Annotated in this window: 15 protein-coding genes; 13 read left to right on the top strand and 2 right to left on the bottom strand. The window is 60.0% G+C overall.

Annotated features, from left to right (window positions below):
- Positions 1–60 precede the first annotated feature (60 nt).
- The 3 genes from ABFV38_RS02930 to ABFV38_RS02920 are packed head-to-tail and all read left to right on the top strand — an operon-like array spanning position 61 to position 1,812.
- Complete coding sequence (locus tag ABFV38_RS02930) at positions 61–801, top strand: winged helix-turn-helix domain-containing protein (RefSeq protein ID WP_348958450.1); 741 nt, start codon at positions 61–63, stop codon at positions 799–801.
- Position 802: 1 nt separating this feature from the next.
- Positions 803–1,276 carry a hypothetical protein gene (locus ABFV38_RS02925; protein WP_045907717.1) on the top strand — a complete coding sequence of 158 codons (474 nt, stop codon included), beginning with the start codon at positions 803–805 and terminating at the stop codon, positions 1,274–1,276.
- Between the two features lie 29 nt (positions 1,277–1,305).
- Positions 1,306–1,812 carry a GNAT family N-acetyltransferase gene (locus ABFV38_RS02920; protein WP_235402630.1) on the top strand — a complete coding sequence of 169 codons (507 nt, stop codon included), beginning with the start codon at positions 1,306–1,308 and terminating at the stop codon, positions 1,810–1,812.
- A 182-nt stretch (positions 1,813–1,994) separates the two neighbouring features.
- Here ABFV38_RS02920 and tsr read toward each other — a convergent pair whose 3' ends face one another.
- Both tsr and hpaR read right to left on the bottom strand, forming a co-directional pair.
- Positions 1,995–3,659 carry a methyl-accepting chemotaxis protein gene (gene tsr, locus ABFV38_RS02915; RefSeq protein WP_348958447.1) on the bottom strand — a complete coding sequence of 555 codons (1,665 nt, stop codon included), beginning with the start codon at positions 3,657–3,659 and terminating at the stop codon, positions 1,995–1,997.
- 83 nt (positions 3,660–3,742) lie between these two features.
- Positions 3,743–4,183, bottom strand: a complete 441-nt coding sequence (hpaR, locus tag ABFV38_RS02910; protein WP_045907716.1) for a homoprotocatechuate degradation operon regulator HpaR — start codon at positions 4,181–4,183, stop codon at positions 3,743–3,745.
- 270 nt (positions 4,184–4,453) lie between these two features.
- Here hpaR and hpaG point away from each other — a divergent pair, with 270 nt between their 5' ends.
- The 10 genes from hpaG to ABFV38_RS02860 all read left to right on the top strand — a co-directional run bounded on the left by hpaG (position 4,454) and on the right by ABFV38_RS02860 (position 14,676).
- The gene (gene hpaG / locus ABFV38_RS02905; RefSeq protein ID WP_248222529.1) at positions 4,454–5,731 is read left to right on the top strand and encodes a 4-hydroxyphenylacetate degradation bifunctional isomerase/decarboxylase; all 1,278 of its coding nucleotides are present in this window, start codon (positions 4,454–4,456) and stop codon (positions 5,729–5,731) included.
- On the top strand, positions 5,728–7,194 hold the full coding sequence (gene hpaE, locus ABFV38_RS02900; protein ID WP_048225537.1) for a 5-carboxymethyl-2-hydroxymuconate semialdehyde dehydrogenase: 1,467 nt from the start codon (positions 5,728–5,730) through the stop codon (positions 7,192–7,194). Before hpaG ends, hpaE begins: the two co-directional genes overlap by 4 nt.
- 2 nt (positions 7,195–7,196) lie before the next feature.
- Positions 7,197–8,048, top strand: a complete 852-nt coding sequence (gene hpaD, locus ABFV38_RS02895) for a 3,4-dihydroxyphenylacetate 2,3-dioxygenase (protein ID WP_014830538.1) — start codon at positions 7,197–7,199, stop codon at positions 8,046–8,048.
- Positions 8,049–8,057: 9 nt separating this feature from the next.
- Positions 8,058–8,438, top strand: a complete 381-nt coding sequence (locus ABFV38_RS02890; protein WP_348958443.1) for a 5-carboxymethyl-2-hydroxymuconate Delta-isomerase — start codon at positions 8,058–8,060, stop codon at positions 8,436–8,438.
- A 106-nt stretch (positions 8,439–8,544) separates the two neighbouring features.
- Complete coding sequence (gene hpaH / locus ABFV38_RS02885) at positions 8,545–9,348, top strand: 2-oxo-hept-4-ene-1,7-dioate hydratase (RefSeq protein WP_348958441.1); 804 nt, start codon at positions 8,545–8,547, stop codon at positions 9,346–9,348.
- Positions 9,349–9,357: 9 nt separating this feature from the next.
- Positions 9,358–10,155, top strand: a complete 798-nt coding sequence (gene hpaI, locus ABFV38_RS02880; RefSeq protein ID WP_045907712.1) for a 4-hydroxy-2-oxoheptanedioate aldolase — start codon at positions 9,358–9,360, stop codon at positions 10,153–10,155.
- Positions 10,156–10,176: 21 nt separating this feature from the next.
- Positions 10,177–11,529: a 4-hydroxyphenylacetate permease gene (gene hpaX, locus ABFV38_RS02875; protein WP_063622611.1), complete on the top strand. Its 1,353-nt coding sequence runs from the start codon at positions 10,177–10,179 to the stop codon at positions 11,527–11,529.
- Positions 11,501–12,391, top strand: coding sequence for a 4-hydroxyphenylacetate catabolism regulatory protein HpaA (hpaA, locus tag ABFV38_RS02870; protein WP_044597194.1), 891 nt, complete (start codon positions 11,501–11,503; stop codon positions 12,389–12,391). The genes hpaX and hpaA overlap by 29 nt, the downstream gene beginning before the upstream one ends.
- 195 nt (positions 12,392–12,586) lie before the next feature.
- Positions 12,587–14,149, top strand: coding sequence for a 4-hydroxyphenylacetate 3-monooxygenase, oxygenase component (hpaB, locus tag ABFV38_RS02865; RefSeq protein WP_014168483.1), 1,563 nt, complete (start codon positions 12,587–12,589; stop codon positions 14,147–14,149).
- A gap of 17 nt (positions 14,150–14,166) precedes the next feature.
- Positions 14,167–14,676: a 4-hydroxyphenylacetate 3-monooxygenase reductase subunit gene (locus ABFV38_RS02860; RefSeq protein WP_196365465.1), complete on the top strand. Its 510-nt coding sequence runs from the start codon at positions 14,167–14,169 to the stop codon at positions 14,674–14,676.
- Positions 14,677–14,702 lie beyond the last annotated feature (26 nt).

The following is a 14,702-nucleotide window of genomic DNA, read 5'->3' as shown; positions in this document are numbered from 1 at the left end:
GCCCGGAAGGCGTAGGCCTTCTCTTTTTATTTTTTATCTCTGTTTTTATTACAAGAACTTATGAAATACCTGCTTGCTGACGCCATCGTCTACAACGACGAGGACGGTTCTGTTTCTCTTATCAATGCGCCGGACGATGATGCGCAGTTCCTCACCTGTACGGCCAATACCATCATGAAGCTGCTGGTTCAGCATCATGGGAACGTGGTTGAACGGGAAACCTTTCTCCAGGAAGTCTGGGATCGGCGAGGGCTCCAGGGGTCTAACAACTCCTTAAACCAGTACATCAGCATTCTTCGCAAGATGCTGGCGACCCTGCTTCCCGACGCGCTGTTTATCGTTACCGTACCGAAAACGGGCTTTATGCTCAACGCAGACGTCACGGTCACTCCGCTGGAGGAGGCTCCGCCGACCGCCGAAACGGCGAAACCTGCATGGCGCGTTCGCCCGGAAGGGCTGTTCTGCGGCGCGCTCACGCTGGTCGTCGTTGCGCTATGCCTCTGGATCGCGCTCATCAAGCCGGAAAATTCACAGCGGGAGATCCATCTGCTGACGCACATTGGCACCTGTCCGGTCTACACCTTTACGCCGCTGGCGGACGTGTTTCACGGGAAGGCGATTGCGCTGGCGCAAACGCTACAGAAGGACGGCCATCTTCCGTGCCTGAAAAATTCAATTTTCTACATGCACATTCAGAGAACGCTTTTCTACGGCCACGAAGGGCGGCTGGTGCTCTCCCAATGTTCCCTCACGCAGGGTAAAGCCAGCGCCTGTCGTACGCTTTACTATTACGAGTGGTGATATGAGACACAAAAAAGTTTGGCTAATCCTGATCCTCAACCTGCTGCTGCTGGGCACCGTGCTGGCGTGGTACTTTCACACGCCCCCGCTGTCGGTGGCCTGTGACGGAAACCTGACCTTCTCCGACCGGCGCGACAGTCACGATTTCACCTTTGACGGTGAGATCATTATGCGTTTTCATCCCGACAAAACGGGGTACATCACGGTTAACGGCAGCGTGGTGAATGCCCCGCGCAGCTGGGAGGTTTCCCGCCAGGAGATGTTTAAATGGCGTCACGTGGAGGGCGAACTGTATGAGATCGCTATTCAAAAAGTGGAGCGTTTTAGCCATGACGCCATGCCGCCCGGGGTCTTTGAAAAATACGTTGCCGGCCTGACGCTGGGCAATAAAAGGCTTCTGACGATCGAGCGCACGCCGGAAGACGCGCTGGTGATCAGCAATTTCTATTCGCCGGTGCTGATCTGCTCGGAATAATGTCGACGGGTCAGGTTATACTTGCCGCCATGACTATTCGCATTCGCCCCACCACCCGCAACGACGTTGCTGCCCTGTCCGCCATTGAACGCGCGGCGGCCGGGCGCTTCCGTGACTTCCCGGCACTCGCCTGGCTTGCCGACGGCGAGGTCATTTCCGCTGAGCAACACCTCGGCTATGTCGAACGCGGGCTAAGCTGGCTGGCGCTGGCAAACGACTACCCCGTCGGATTTATCCTTGCCGAAGCCCATCCGTCATCACTGTTTATTGTCGAACTCTCGGTTGATCTGGACTGGCAGGGAAAAGGGATCGGCAGGCAGCTCATCGCCTGCGTGGCAGACCATGCCCGTAACAGGGGGCTGACAGCGCTGACGCTGACGACGTTCAGGGACGTCCCGTGGAATGCGCCGTTCTATGCGCGGCTGGGGTTTGAAAAAATGACGACCCTGACGCCTGAACTGCGTCAGAAAAGGGAAGAAGAGACAGCGCACGGTTTCGCGTATGAAACGCGCTGCGCCATGCGCCTGCCTCTGTAATATCGCCCGGCGGCGCTGCGCTTAGCGGGCCTACAAAACCCTGAACCGTAGGCCGGGTAAGGCGTAGCCGCCACCCGGCAAAACCACGAACCGCAGGCCGGGTAAGGCGCAGCCGCCACCCGGCAAAACCACGAACCGTAGGCCGGGTAAGGCGCAGCCGCCACCCGGCACAACATACGGCGTTAGAACGTTTCCCAGTTATCACCTGCATCAGCGGTAACCGTTTTACGCGCCATCGCCGGTGCTGCAACGGATTTCGCAGCAGCGAATTCGCGCGCTTTCATCTGCTCCTGCTGAATGCGGAACACCGCCACGGCCTGCGTCAGACGGCTTGCCTGCTCTTCCAGTGCGGCTGCCGCTGCGGCAGACTCTTCCACCAGCGAGGCGTTCTGCTGGGTCACGCGATCCATCTCTGCCACCGCCAGACCGACCTGGTCGATACCGCGGCTCTGCTCGTCAGACGCAGAGGCGATTTCGCCCATGATGTCCGTGACGCGGGTGACCGCATTCACGATCTCACCCATGGTTTCACCGGCGCTTTCGACCAGCGTTGACCCCACTTCCACACGACCCACAGAGTCTTCAATCAGGCTCTTGATCTCGCGTGCCGCCTGGGCGCTGCGCTGGGCCAGGTTACGCACTTCACCTGCTACCACCGCAAAACCGCGGCCCTGCTCGCCCGCACGCGCCGCTTCTACCGCCGCGTTCAGTGCCAGGATGTTGGTCTGGAAAGCAATGCCGTCGATCACGCTGATAATGTCGGCAATTTTCTGCGAACTGCCCGCGATATCGCGCATGGTCTGCACCACGTTATCCACCACTTTGCCGCCTTTCTGCGCGGTTTCGGAGGCGCTCAGGGCAAGATGGCTCGCCTGACGGGCGTTCTCGGCGTTCTGCTTAACGGTCGCCGTCAGTTGCTCCATGCTGGCAGCGGTCTCTTCCAGGGAAGCGGCCTGCTGTTCAGTACGGGAGGAGAGGTCGTTGTTGCCCATCGCGATTTCACTCGCGCCGCTGTAGATCGCATTCGCGCCGTTACGCACGTCGCCAACGGTACGCACCAGCTCGCCCTGCATATGGCGCAGCGAGTCGGCCAGTTCACCCATCTCGTTGGTGCCCTGAACTTCAATACGCTTCACCAGGTCGCCGCTGGCGATATGGCGAATGTTGTCGATCAGACGATTCAGCGGGGAGATCAGCGTCTGCTTGATGTTCAGCCAGACGGCCACGATCACCACCAGCACGGCAATCAGGACGCTGATCAGCACCCAGATAGCCTGGCTGTAGGAGCTGTTGCTGTCTTCGACCGCCATCTGGTACAGCTTGTCGTTCTGCTGCAGGTAGCTCACGTACTGCTTCTCAAAACCGTCCTGGTAACTCTGGGTCGGCTGGTCGAAGAAGGCGTTGATTTTGCCCGCGCCCAGCAGCTGGATCAGCTCCGCCAGCGCGCCGTGGTAAATATCATAGTTACGCTTGATCTCCATGGCATCCGCATCGCTTTGACGCGGATCGCGCGGCAGGGCTTCGTAGGCAGCCCAGTTTTTTTCCGCCTGTTTCAGAGACGCAGACGCGATTTGCATCAAATCGTTCACGGTCGCGCCGCTGCCGATATTGCTCTGATCCATCATGTAGCGGATGCCCGCGCGGTTCAGGGTATTACGGGTTTGCAGCAACGCTACCCAGCTGGCATTCAGCGTGGACTGTTGCTGGCGAATGGTTTGCAGGACGGTGAAATTCTCTTTGTCATTCTTCAGAGCATTAAAGAAAAGACCACCGGATGTGAGTTGTAAAAGGCCAAATATCGCTAAAACCAGCATTAAGCTGGTGACAATCTTGATACGGTTTAACATGTTTTCTCTTTCCTCAGACAGATACAGAATTTTCGGCCTGGAAAGGGAAAACTTTACGAAATTCATCCTGGAATTTGTGGTTTTTACTCTTCATCCCGCGCTGCGTTATGACGGTTTCCGAGTTCAATAAACTCTTCCAGCAGCGCCGTCAGCTGCTTCATCTTCTCCGGCGTATATTCCGCCTCAATCTGCTGATACGCCTCTTCCACCTGCGCCTGGGCGTGCTCATACAGCGCATTGCCCTCTTTGGTCAGCGAGACGTACAGCTTGCGCTGGTCGTTCACCGGCTTTAAGCGCAGCACCAGGCCGTCGCGCTCCATGCGCGTCAGAATGCCGGTCAGGCTCGGGCGCAAAATGCAGGTGCGAAACGCCAGATCGTGAAAATCCATCGACGGATGTTCAGCCAGCACGCGCACAATACGCCACTGCTGCTCGGTCAGATTATGGCGCTTCACAATCGGGCGGAAGTAGGACATCGCCGCTTCCCGCGCCTGCAGCAGCGCGATGGTTAATGAATCATGCATAGCCTGTTCCCTTCACATCATTAACAAGTAAACAAACACTAAAAGATGTTTTTATAAACAACACGTTTTCTGCCAAAAAGTCTAACAGAAACCCATTAATTTTATTAACCACCTGATTTTACTATACATAAAAAAGGATATGTAAATTTATTGTTATTCATATCACAAATTTTTCACTTCTGATTGCGAAATAAACAGCAAAAGCATAAAACCAGATCATTAACATATTAATGAAATCCAAACCGGACCTCCGGCCTGAGGAGTATGTGAATGAAAGGTACCGTTTTTGCTGTCGCCCTCAACCATCAAAGCCAGCGCGAAGCCTGGCGTGAGGCGTTTGAAAAAGCCCCCTACAACACGCCGCCGAAAACGGCGGTGTGGTTTATCAAACCGCATAACACCGTGATTCGCGCGGGCGAGCCCATTCCGTTCCCGCAGGGGGAAACGGTGCTGAGCGGCGCCACGGTGGCGCTGGTCGTGGGCAAAACCGCCAGCAAGGTGCGCGTGGAGGACGCCGCGGAATATATTGCGGGATACGCGCTCGCCAACGAGGTGAGCCTGCCGGAAGAGAGCTTCTACCGCCCGGCCATCAAGGCCAAATGCCGGGACGGATTCTGCCCGCTTGGCGAACCGGTCGCCGTTGATCACGTGGACAACCTGACCATCATCACCGAGATCAACGGCCGCGAAGCGGACCACTGGAACACCGCCGATCTGCAGCGTAACGCTGCCGAACTGCTGAGCGCCCTGAGCGAGTTCGCCACCCTTAATCCCGGCGATGCGATCCTGCTCGGTACCCCGCACAGCCGCGTTGAGATCCGCCCGGGCGATCGCGTGCGTATTCTGGCGGAGGGGTTTCCGCCGCTGGAAAACCCGGTGGTGGATGAACGCGACGTCGCTAACACACACCGCACGCCGCCGCACGCCACGCTGTTTGCCCTCGGTCTGAACTATGCCGATCACGCCAGCGAGCTGGACTTCAAGCCGCCCACCGAGCCGCTGGTCTTTATCAAAGCGCCGAACACCTTCAACGGCGACAACCAGACCTCGGTGCGCCCGAACAACGTCGAGTACATGCACTATGAAGCGGAGCTGGTGGTGGTCATCGGCAAAACGGCGCGTAAGGTGAGCGAAGCCGAGGCGATGGACTATGTTGCGGGCTATACGGTCTGCAACGACTACGCCATTCGTGACTATCTCGAAAACTACTACCGCCCGAACCTGCGGGTGAAAAGCCGCGACGGGCTGACCCCCATCTCCCCAAACATCGTGCCAAAAGAGGCCATTCCCGACCCGCACAACCTAGCCCTGCGCACCTTCGTGAACGGCGAGCTGCGTCAGGAAGGCACCACGGCGGATCTGATCTTCAGCATCCCGTACCTGATTGCGTACCTGAGCGACTTTATGACCCTGCAGCCGGGCGACATGATTGCCACCGGCACGCCGAAGGGGCTCTCCGACGTGGTGCCGGGCGATGAGGTGGTGGTGGAAGTGGAAGGCGTGGGACGCCTGGTGAACCGAATTGTGAGTGAGGAGACGGCAAAATGAAAAAGATTAACCATTGGATCAACGGTAAAAACGTCGCGGGCAGCGACTACTTCCACACCACTAACCCGGCCTCCGGCGAGGTCCTGGCTGAAGTGGCCTCCGGCGGTGAAGCCGAAATCCATCAGGCCGTTGCCGCCGCCAAAGAGGCGTTTCCGAAGTGGGCCAACCTGCCGATGAAGGAGCGCGCGCGCCTGATGCGTCGTCTGGGCGATCTGATCGACCAGAACGTCCCGGAGATCGCCGCCATGGAAACCGCCGATACCGGGCTGCCGATCCACCAGACCAAAAACGTGCTGATCCCGCGTGCCTCGCACAACTTCGAATTTTTCGCCGAGGTGTGCCAGCAAATGAACGGCAAGACCTACCCGGTTGACGACAAGATGCTCAACTACACCCTGGTGCAGCCGGTGGGCGTCTGCGCGCTGGTGTCGCCGTGGAACGTGCCGTTTATGACCGCCACCTGGAAGGTCGCGCCCTGTCTGGCCTTAGGTAATACAGCGGTGCTGAAGATGTCCGAGCTCTCCCCGCTGACCGCCGACCGTCTGGGCGAACTGGCCCTCGAAGCGGGTATTCCGGCGGGCGTGCTGAACGTCGTTCAGGGCTACGGCGCGACGGCAGGCGATGCGCTGGTGCGGCATCACGACGTGCGCGCCGTCTCTTTCACCGGCGGCACCGCCACCGGGCGCAACATCATGAAAAACGCCGGGCTGAAGAAGTACTCCATGGAGCTGGGCGGCAAATCCCCGGTACTGATTTTTGAAGACGCGGATATCGAGCGCGCGCTGGACGCCGCCCTGTTCACCATCTTCTCCATCAACGGCGAGCGCTGCACCGCGGGCTCGCGCATCTTCATCCAGCAGAGCATCTACCCGGAATTCGTCAAGCGCTTTGCCGAGCGCGCCAACCGCCTGCGCGTGGGCGACCCGACCGATCCGAATACCCAGATTGGCGCGCTGATTAGCCAGCAGCACTGGGAAAAAGTCTCCGGCTATATCCGCCTCGGCATCGAGGAAGGCGCAACCCTGCTGGCGGGCGGCCCGGACAAACCGGTCGATCTGCCTGCACACCTGAAAGGCGGCAACTTCCTGCGCCCGACCGTGCTGGCGGATGTTGATAACCGCATGCGCGTGGCGCAGGAGGAGATCTTCGGGCCGGTAGCCTGCCTGCTGCCGTTCAAGGACGAAGCGGAAGGGCTGCGCCTGGCCAACGACGTGGAGTACGGCCTGGCGTCGTACATCTGGACCCAGGACGTCAGCAAGGTACTCCGTCTGGCACGCAATATCGAAGCGGGCATGGTGTTCGTCAACACCCAGAACGTGCGCGACCTGCGCCAGCCGTTTGGCGGCGTGAAGGCCTCCGGCACCGGCCGCGAGGGCGGCGAGTACAGCTTCGAGGTGTTCGCGGAGATGAAGAACGTCTGCATCTCCATGGGCGACCATCCGATTCCAAAGTGGGGGATCTGAAAATGGGTAAATTAGCGTTAGCGGCAAAAATCACCCACGTGCCGTCGATGTATCTCTCCGAGCTGCCGGGTAAAAACCACGGCTGCCGCCAGGGCGCTATCGACGGACATAAAGAGATCAGCAAGCGCTGCCGGGAGCTGGGCGTCGATACCATTATCGTCTTCGACACCCACTGGCTGGTGAATAGCGCCTACCACATCAACTGTGCGGACCATTTTTCGGGCGTCTACACCAGCAACGAGCTGCCGCACTTTATCCGCGACATGACTTACGACTACGACGGCAACCCGGAACTCGGCCAGTTGATTGCCGACGAGGCGGTGAAGCTTGGCGTGCGCGCCAAAGCGCACAACATTCCGAGCCTGAAGCTCGAGTACGGCACGCTGGTGCCAATGCGCTACATGAACGCGGATAAGCACTTCAAAGTGGTCTCCATCTCGGCGTTCTGCACGGTTCACGACTTCGCCGACAGCCGCAGGCTGGGCGAGGCCATCGTCAGCGCCATTGAAAAATACGACGGCACCGTGGCGGTGCTCGCCAGCGGCTCGCTGTCGCACCGCTTTATCGACGACCAGCGCGCGGAAGAAGGGATGAACAGCTACACCCGCGAGTTCGACCGCCAGATGGACGAGCGCGTGGTGAAGCTGTGGCGAGAGGGTCAGTTCAAAGAATTCTGCAGCATGCTGCCGGAGTACGCCGACTACTGCTACGGCGAAGGCAATATGCACGACACGGTGATGCTGCTGGGCATGCTCGGCTGGGACAAATACGACGGCAAGGTGGAGTTTCTCACCGAGCTGTTCGCCAGCTCCGGCACCGGCCAGGTCAACGCCGTTTTCCCCCTGCCCGCCTAAGGAGCCACCATGCCGCACTTTATTGCTGAATGTACCGACAGCATCCGCGAGCAGGCCGACCTGCCGGGGCTGTTCGCCAAAGTGAACGAGGCGCTCGCCGCCACGGGCATCTTCCCTATCGGCGGTATCCGCAGCCGCGCCCACTGGCTGGACACCTGGCAGATGGCCGACGGCAAGCACGATTACGCCTTTGTCCATATGACGCTGAAGATTGGCGCGGGGCGCAGTCTGGAGAGCCGGGAAGCCGTGGGGGAGATGCTGTTTGGGCTTATCAAAGCGCACTTCGCGGAGCTGATGGCGAGCCGCTACCTGGCGCTGTCGTTTGAGCTCGACGAGCTGCACCCGACGCTTAATTACAAACAGAACAACGTGCACGCGTTGTTTAAGTAGACATCTTTTCCGCCCGGTGACGCTTCGCTTACCGGGCCTACAACGGCTCGAACGTAGGCCGGGTAAGCGCAGCGCCACCCGGCAACAGCCGCATAAAGGATACGCCATGCTCGATAAACACACCCATGCCCTGATCGCCCATCGTCTGCATCAGGCGGAACAGTCCCGGGAGCAGATCCGCGCGATCTCGCTGGACTATCCGGAGATTACGATTGAAGATGCCTACGCCGTCCAGCGCGAATGGGTGAGCCTGAAGATCGCCGAAGGCCGCGTGCTGAAGGGCCACAAGATCGGCCTCACCTCCAAAGCGATGCAGGCCAGCTCGCAGATCAGCGAGCCGGACTACGGCGCGCTGCTGGACGACATGTTCTTCCATGACGGCAGCGACATTCCCGTCGATCGCTTTATCGTCCCGCGCATTGAAGTGGAGCTGGCGTTCGTGCTGGCAAAACCGCTGCGCGGCCCGAACTGCACGATCTTCGACGTCTATAACGCCACGGATTACGTCATCCCCGCGCTGGAGCTGATCGACGCCCGCTGCCACAACGTCGACCCGGAGACCCAGCGTCCGCGCAAGGTCTTCGACACCATCTCCGATAACGCCGCCAACGCGGGCGTGATCCTCGGCGGCCGTCCGATTAAGCCCGACGAGCTGGACCTGCGCTGGATCTCCGCCCTGCTCTACCGCAACGGCGTGATCGAAGAGACCGGCGTGGCCGCAGGCGTCCTGAACCACCCGGCCAACGGCGTGGCGTGGCTGGCCAACAAGCTTGCGCCGTACGACGTGCAGCTTGAGCCTGGCCAAATCATTCTCGGCGGCTCGTTTACCCGCCCGGTGCCCGCCAGCAGAGGCGACACCTTCCACGTCGATTACGGCAACATGGGCTCCATCAGCTGCCGCTTTGTCTAGGAGAGCACGATGCAAAACGCATTTAAAGCGGCGCTAAAAGCAGGCCGTCCGCAAATTGGATTATGGCTGGGGCTGACCAGCAGCTACAGCGCCGAGCTGCTGGCCGGAGCAGGCTTCGACTGGCTGCTGATCGACGGCGAGCACGCGCCGAACAGCGTCCAGACCGTTTTAACCCAGCTGCAGGCTATCGCCCCTTATCCGAGCCAGCCGGTGGTCCGCCCGTCGTGGAACGACCCTGTGCAGATCAAACAGCTGCTGGACGTGGGTGCGCAAACCCTGCTGGTGCCGATGGTGCAAAACGCCGACGAAGCGCGGCTGGCGGTACGAGCCACCCGCTACCCGCCTGCGGGCATTCGCGGGGTGGGCAGCGCCCTGGCGCGCGCGTCGCGCTGGAACCGCATTCCCGATTACCTGCAGCAGGCCAACGACGCCATGTGCGTGCTGGTGCAGATTGAAACCCGCGAGGCGCTGAAAAACCTGCCGCAGATCCTGGACGTGGAAGGCGTCGACGGCGTGTTTATCGGCCCGGCGGATCTGAGCGCCGACATGGGCTTTGCCGGCAATCCTCAGCACCCGGAGGTGCAGGCCGCCATTGAGCAGGCGATCGCGCAGATACGCGCTGCCGGTAAAGCTCCCGGCATCCTGATGGCGAATGAACCGCTGGCAAAACGCTATCTTGAGCTCGGCGCGCTGTTTGTTGCCGTCGGGGTCGACACTACCCTGCTTGCCCGCGGCGCGGAAGCGCTGGCGGCACGCTTTATCGAAACACCGGTTACGTCAGTTCATAACAATAAATCCGTCTACTAAACGTAAGATCTGGAGCGCACCATGACGACCTCTACCCTGCAAACCCATGATAATAAAGCTGTTGAACACCGCGTCATTCACAAGCTGTTCCGACGCCTGATCGTCTTTCTCTTTATCCTGTTTGTCTTCTCGTTCCTCGATCGCATCAACATCGGCTTCGCCGGGCTGACAATGGGTAAAGATCTGGGCCTCACGTCAACCATGTTTGGCCTGGCCGCGACGCTGTTTTACGTCACCTACGTACTGTGCGGCATCCCGAGCAACATCATGCTGGCGAAGATCGGCGCACGCCGCTGGATCGCCGGGATCATGGTGGTATGGGGTATTGCCTCTACCTGCACCATGTTCGCCACCAGCCCCGAGACTCTCTACGTCCTGCGCATGCTGGTGGGCATTGCCGAAGCCGGTTTTCTGCCGGGTATTCTGGTCTATCTCACCTGGTGGTTCCCGGCCTATCACCGCGCCCGCGCCAACGCGCTGTTTATGATTGCTATGCCGGTCACCATGATGCTCGGCTCGATCCTCTCCGGCTACATTCTGGCGATGGACGGACTGTGGAACCTCAAGGGTTGGCAGTGGCTGTTCCTGCTGGAAGGGCTGCCGTCAGTGGTGCTCGGCGTGGTGACCTGGTTTTACCTCAACGACACGCCGGACCAGGCCACCTGGCTGGATGAGGACGAAAAGCAGGCGCTCAAAACGATGATCGCCCGCGAGCAGGAGGTCGCGATTGCCCAATCCGTCACGCCGCGTTCCACGCTGCGCGAGGTGCTGACCCCGGCGGTGCTGCTCTACACGCTGGCCTACTTCTGCCTGACCAATACGCTGAGTGCGATCAACATCTGGACGCCGCAGATCCTACAAAGCTTCAACACGGGCAGCAGCAACATCGTCATCGGCCTGCTGGCGGCGATCCCGCAGTTCTGCACTATCCTCGGGATGATCTGGTGGAGCCGCCGTTCCGACAGGCTGAAAGAGCGAAAAAAGCACACCATCCTGCCGTACCTGTTCGCCGCGGCGGGATGGATGCTGGCCTCCGCGACGGATCACAGCCTGATCCAGCTGCTTGGCATCATCATGGCCTCAACCGGATCGTTTACCGCCATGGCGATATTCTGGACCACGCCGGATCGGGTTATTAGCCTGCAGTCCCGCGCGGTGGCGCTGGCGGTGATCAACGCCATCGGCAACGTCGGCTCCGCCGTCAGCCCGCTGCTGATTGGGATCCTGCGCGACGCGACCGGCAGCTTCAGCTCGGGGCTGTGGTTTGTGGCCGGGCTGCTGGTGGTCGGCGCGCTGGTGCTGACGCGTATCCCGATGACGCAGCGGGATCAACAGAGGAACGATCATGTGCCAGAACCCTATCGCCAACATTGATATCAGCAAGGAGTACGACGAAAGTCTGGGCACCGACGATGTGCACTACCAGTCGTTCGCCCGCATGGCGGCCTTTTTTGGCCGCGACATGCAGGCGCATCGTCACGACCAGTACTTTCAGATGCACTTTCTCGATACCGGGCAAATTGAGCTCCAGCTCGACGATCACCGCTATTCGGTGCAGGCGCCGCTGTTTGTCCTTACCCCGCCGTCGGTGCCGCACGCGTTTATCACCGAATCCGACAGCGACGGCCACGTGCTGACGGTGCGCGAGGATCTGATCTGGCCGCTGCTGGAGGTGCTCTACCCCGGCACGCGGGAGGCGTTTGGCCTGCCGGGGATCTGCCTCTCGCTTGCCGACAGGCCGGACGAGCTGGCGGCGCTGAAGCACTACTGGCAGCTGATTGCCCGGGAATCCACGGAGCAGCTGCCCGGGCGCGAGCATACCCTGGTCCTGCTGGCGCAGGCGGTGTTTACCCTGCTGCTGCGCAACGCGAAGCTCGACGACCACGCCTCAGGCGGCATGCGCGGCGAGCTGAAGCTGTTCCAGCGGTTTACCCAGCTGATCGACACCCACTACCACCAGCACTGGACGGTGCCGGAATACGCCAGCGAGCTACACCTGACCGAATCCCGCCTGACCGATATCTGCCGCCGCTTCGCCAACCGCCCGCCAAAACGCCTGATCTTCGACCGCCAGCTGCGGGAGGCCAGGCGCCTGCTGCTCTTCTCCGACAGCACCGTCAGCGAGATCGCCTGGCAGCTGGGGTTCAAAGATCCGGCCTATTTCGCCCGCTTTTTTAACCGCTTAGTGGGGTGCTCGCCCAGCGCGTATCGGGCGCAGAAAGTACCGGTTTCCTGAACGCATCACGGTTCGTAGGGCGGGTAAGCGCAGCGCCACCCGCCGAAAAGCCGCACAGATCACAAAACCACATCCCACCCGAAAAGTACCCGTCGTTGTCCCAAACGTCCCTTCACGTTACGTCCCTCTCAGGCTTCAATTAAACAACAAAAACAAAACATAAATTTAACAACACTATTCCGATACGAGGTCCCTATGAAGCCTGAAGATTTCCGCGCTGATGCCAAACGTCCGTTAACCGGTGAAGAGTATTTAAAAAGCCTGCAGGACGGTCGTGAGATTTATATCTACGGCGAGCGCGTCAAAGACGTCACCACCCATCCGGCATTTCGCAATGCGGCGGCCTCCATCGCGCAGATGTACGACGCGCTGCACAAGCCGGACATGCAGGACACGCTGTGCTGGGGCACCGACACCGGCAGCGGCGGCTACACCCACAAGTTCTTCCGCGTGGCGAAAAGCGCCGACGACCTGCGCCAGCAGCGCGATGCCATCGCCGAGTGGTCGCGCCTGAGCTACGGCTGGATGGGCCGCACGCCGGACTATAAAGCCGCGTTCGGTTGTGCGCTGGGCGCCAACCCGGCCTTCTACGGCCAGTTCGAGCAGAACGCCCGGAACTGGTACACCCGCATTCAGGAAACCGGCCTGTACTTCAACCACGCCATCGTTAACCCGCCGATCGACCGCCACAAGCCAGCGGACGAGGTAAAAGACGTCTACATCAAGCTGGAGAAAGAGACCGACGCCGGGATTATCGTCAGCGGCGCGAAAGTGGTGGCGACCAACTCTGCCCTGACCCACTACAACATGATCGGCTTTGGATCCGCGCAGGTGATGGGCGAAAACCCGGACTTCGCGCTGATGTTCGTCGCGCCGATGGATGCCGAGGGCGTGAAGCTGATCTCCCGCGCCTCCTACGAGATGGTGGCAGGCGCAACCGGATCCCCGTACGACTATCCGCTCTCCAGCCGCTTTGACGAGAACGATGCCATCCTGGTGATGGATCACGTGCTGATCCCGTGGGAAAACGTGCTGATCTACCGCGATTTCGACCGCTGCCGTCGCTGGACGATGGAAGGCGGTTTCGCCCGCATGTACCCGCTACAGGCCTGTGTGCGCCTGGCGGTGAAGCTCGACTTCATCACCGCCCTGCTGAAGAAATCCCTGGAGTGCACCGGCACCCTGGAGTTCCGCGGCGTGCAGGCGGATCTCGGCGAAGTGGTGGCCTGGCGCAACATGTTCTGGGCGCTGAGCGACTCCATGTGTTCCGAAGCCACGCCATGGGTCAACGGCGCGTATCTGCCGGATCATGCCGCGCTGCAGACCTACCGCGTGATGGCCCCAATGGCCTACGCGAAGATCAAGAACATCATCGAGCGTAACGTCACCTCCGGGCTGATCTACCTGCCGTCCAGCGCCCGGGACCTGAACAACCCGCAGATCGACCAGTATCTGGCGAAATACGTGCGCGGCTCCAACGGCATGGATCACGTCGAACGCATCAAGATTTTGAAACTGATGTGGGATGCCATCGGCAGCGAGTTTGGCGGCCGTCACGAGCTGTACGAAATTAACTACTCCGGCAGCCAGGATGAGATTCGCCTGCAGTGTCTGCGCCAGGCGCAGAGCTCCGGCAATATGGACAAGATGATGGCGATGGTCGACCGCTGCATGTCCGAATACGACCAACACGGCTGGACGGTGCCGCATCTGCACAATAACAGCGATATCAACATGCTGGATAAGCTGCTGAAATAGCGCAGCGGGAGGTTTTCATGCAATCAGAACAACGCCTGCGTTTTCGCGACGCGATGGCCAGCCTGTCGGCCGCGGTCAATGTTGTCACCACCGAGGGTGAGGCCGGACGCTGCGGCATCACCGCCACCGCCGTCTGCTCGGTCACGGACACCCCGCCGTCGGTGATGGTATGCATCAACGCCAACAGCGCCATGAACCCGGTATTCCAGGGCAACGGCAGGCTGTGCGTTAACGTGCTGAACCACGAGCAGGAGATCATGGCGCGCCATTTCGCCGGGATGACCGGTATGACGATGGAGGATCGCTTTGCCCTCTCCTGCTGGCAGAAAGGCCCGCTGGCGCAGCCGGTGCTCAAGGGCGCGCTGGCCAGCCTTGAAGGCGAAATAAGCCAGGTGCAAACCATCGGCACGCATCTGGTTTATCTTGTTGAAATTAAAAACATCATCCTGAGTGATGCGGGCCACGGCCTGATCTACTTCAGGCGCCGTTTCCACCCGGTCATGCTGGAGACGGAAGTCGCCGTGTGATCTCCCTCGCGCTGGCCTTTTTTCCG

Origin of the sequence: Enterobacter cloacae complex sp. Mu1197, assembly GCF_040059225.1 — a bacterium.
Lineage (GTDB): Bacteria > Pseudomonadota > Gammaproteobacteria > Enterobacterales > Enterobacteriaceae > Enterobacter > Enterobacter quasiroggenkampii.
The sequence above is the reverse complement of the archived record's forward strand: the minus strand, read 5'-3'. Positions and strand labels throughout refer to the sequence as shown.

Bases quoted from the DNA above. Each gene is read 5' to 3' on its own strand.
- ABFV38_RS02930 (WP_348958450.1), top strand. From the start codon at position 61: ATGAAATACCTGCTTGCTGACGCCATCGTCTACAACGACGAGGACGGT.
- ABFV38_RS02925 (WP_045907717.1), top strand. From the start codon at position 803: ATGAGACACAAAAAAGTTTGGCTAATCCTGATCCTCAACCTGCTGCTG.
- ABFV38_RS02920 (WP_235402630.1), top strand. From the start codon at position 1,306: ATGACTATTCGCATTCGCCCCACCACCCGCAACGACGTTGCTGCCCTG.
- tsr (WP_348958447.1), bottom strand. From the start codon at position 3,659: ATGTTAAACCGTATCAAGATTGTCACCAGCTTAATGCTGGTTTTAGCG.
- hpaR (WP_045907716.1), bottom strand. From the start codon at position 4,183: ATGCATGATTCATTAACCATCGCGCTGCTGCAGGCGCGGGAAGCGGCG.
- hpaG (WP_248222529.1), top strand. From the start codon at position 4,454: ATGAAAGGTACCGTTTTTGCTGTCGCCCTCAACCATCAAAGCCAGCGC.
- hpaE (WP_048225537.1), top strand. From the start codon at position 5,728: ATGAAAAAGATTAACCATTGGATCAACGGTAAAAACGTCGCGGGCAGC.
- hpaD (WP_014830538.1), top strand. From the start codon at position 7,197: ATGGGTAAATTAGCGTTAGCGGCAAAAATCACCCACGTGCCGTCGATG.
- ABFV38_RS02890 (WP_348958443.1), top strand. From the start codon at position 8,058: ATGCCGCACTTTATTGCTGAATGTACCGACAGCATCCGCGAGCAGGCC.
- hpaH (WP_348958441.1), top strand. From the start codon at position 8,545: ATGCTCGATAAACACACCCATGCCCTGATCGCCCATCGTCTGCATCAG.
- hpaI (WP_045907712.1), top strand. From the start codon at position 9,358: ATGCAAAACGCATTTAAAGCGGCGCTAAAAGCAGGCCGTCCGCAAATT.
- hpaX (WP_063622611.1), top strand. From the start codon at position 10,177: ATGACGACCTCTACCCTGCAAACCCATGATAATAAAGCTGTTGAACAC.
- hpaA (WP_044597194.1), top strand. From the start codon at position 11,501: ATGTGCCAGAACCCTATCGCCAACATTGATATCAGCAAGGAGTACGAC.
- hpaB (WP_014168483.1), top strand. From the start codon at position 12,587: ATGAAGCCTGAAGATTTCCGCGCTGATGCCAAACGTCCGTTAACCGGT.
- ABFV38_RS02860 (WP_196365465.1), top strand. From the start codon at position 14,167: ATGCAATCAGAACAACGCCTGCGTTTTCGCGACGCGATGGCCAGCCTG.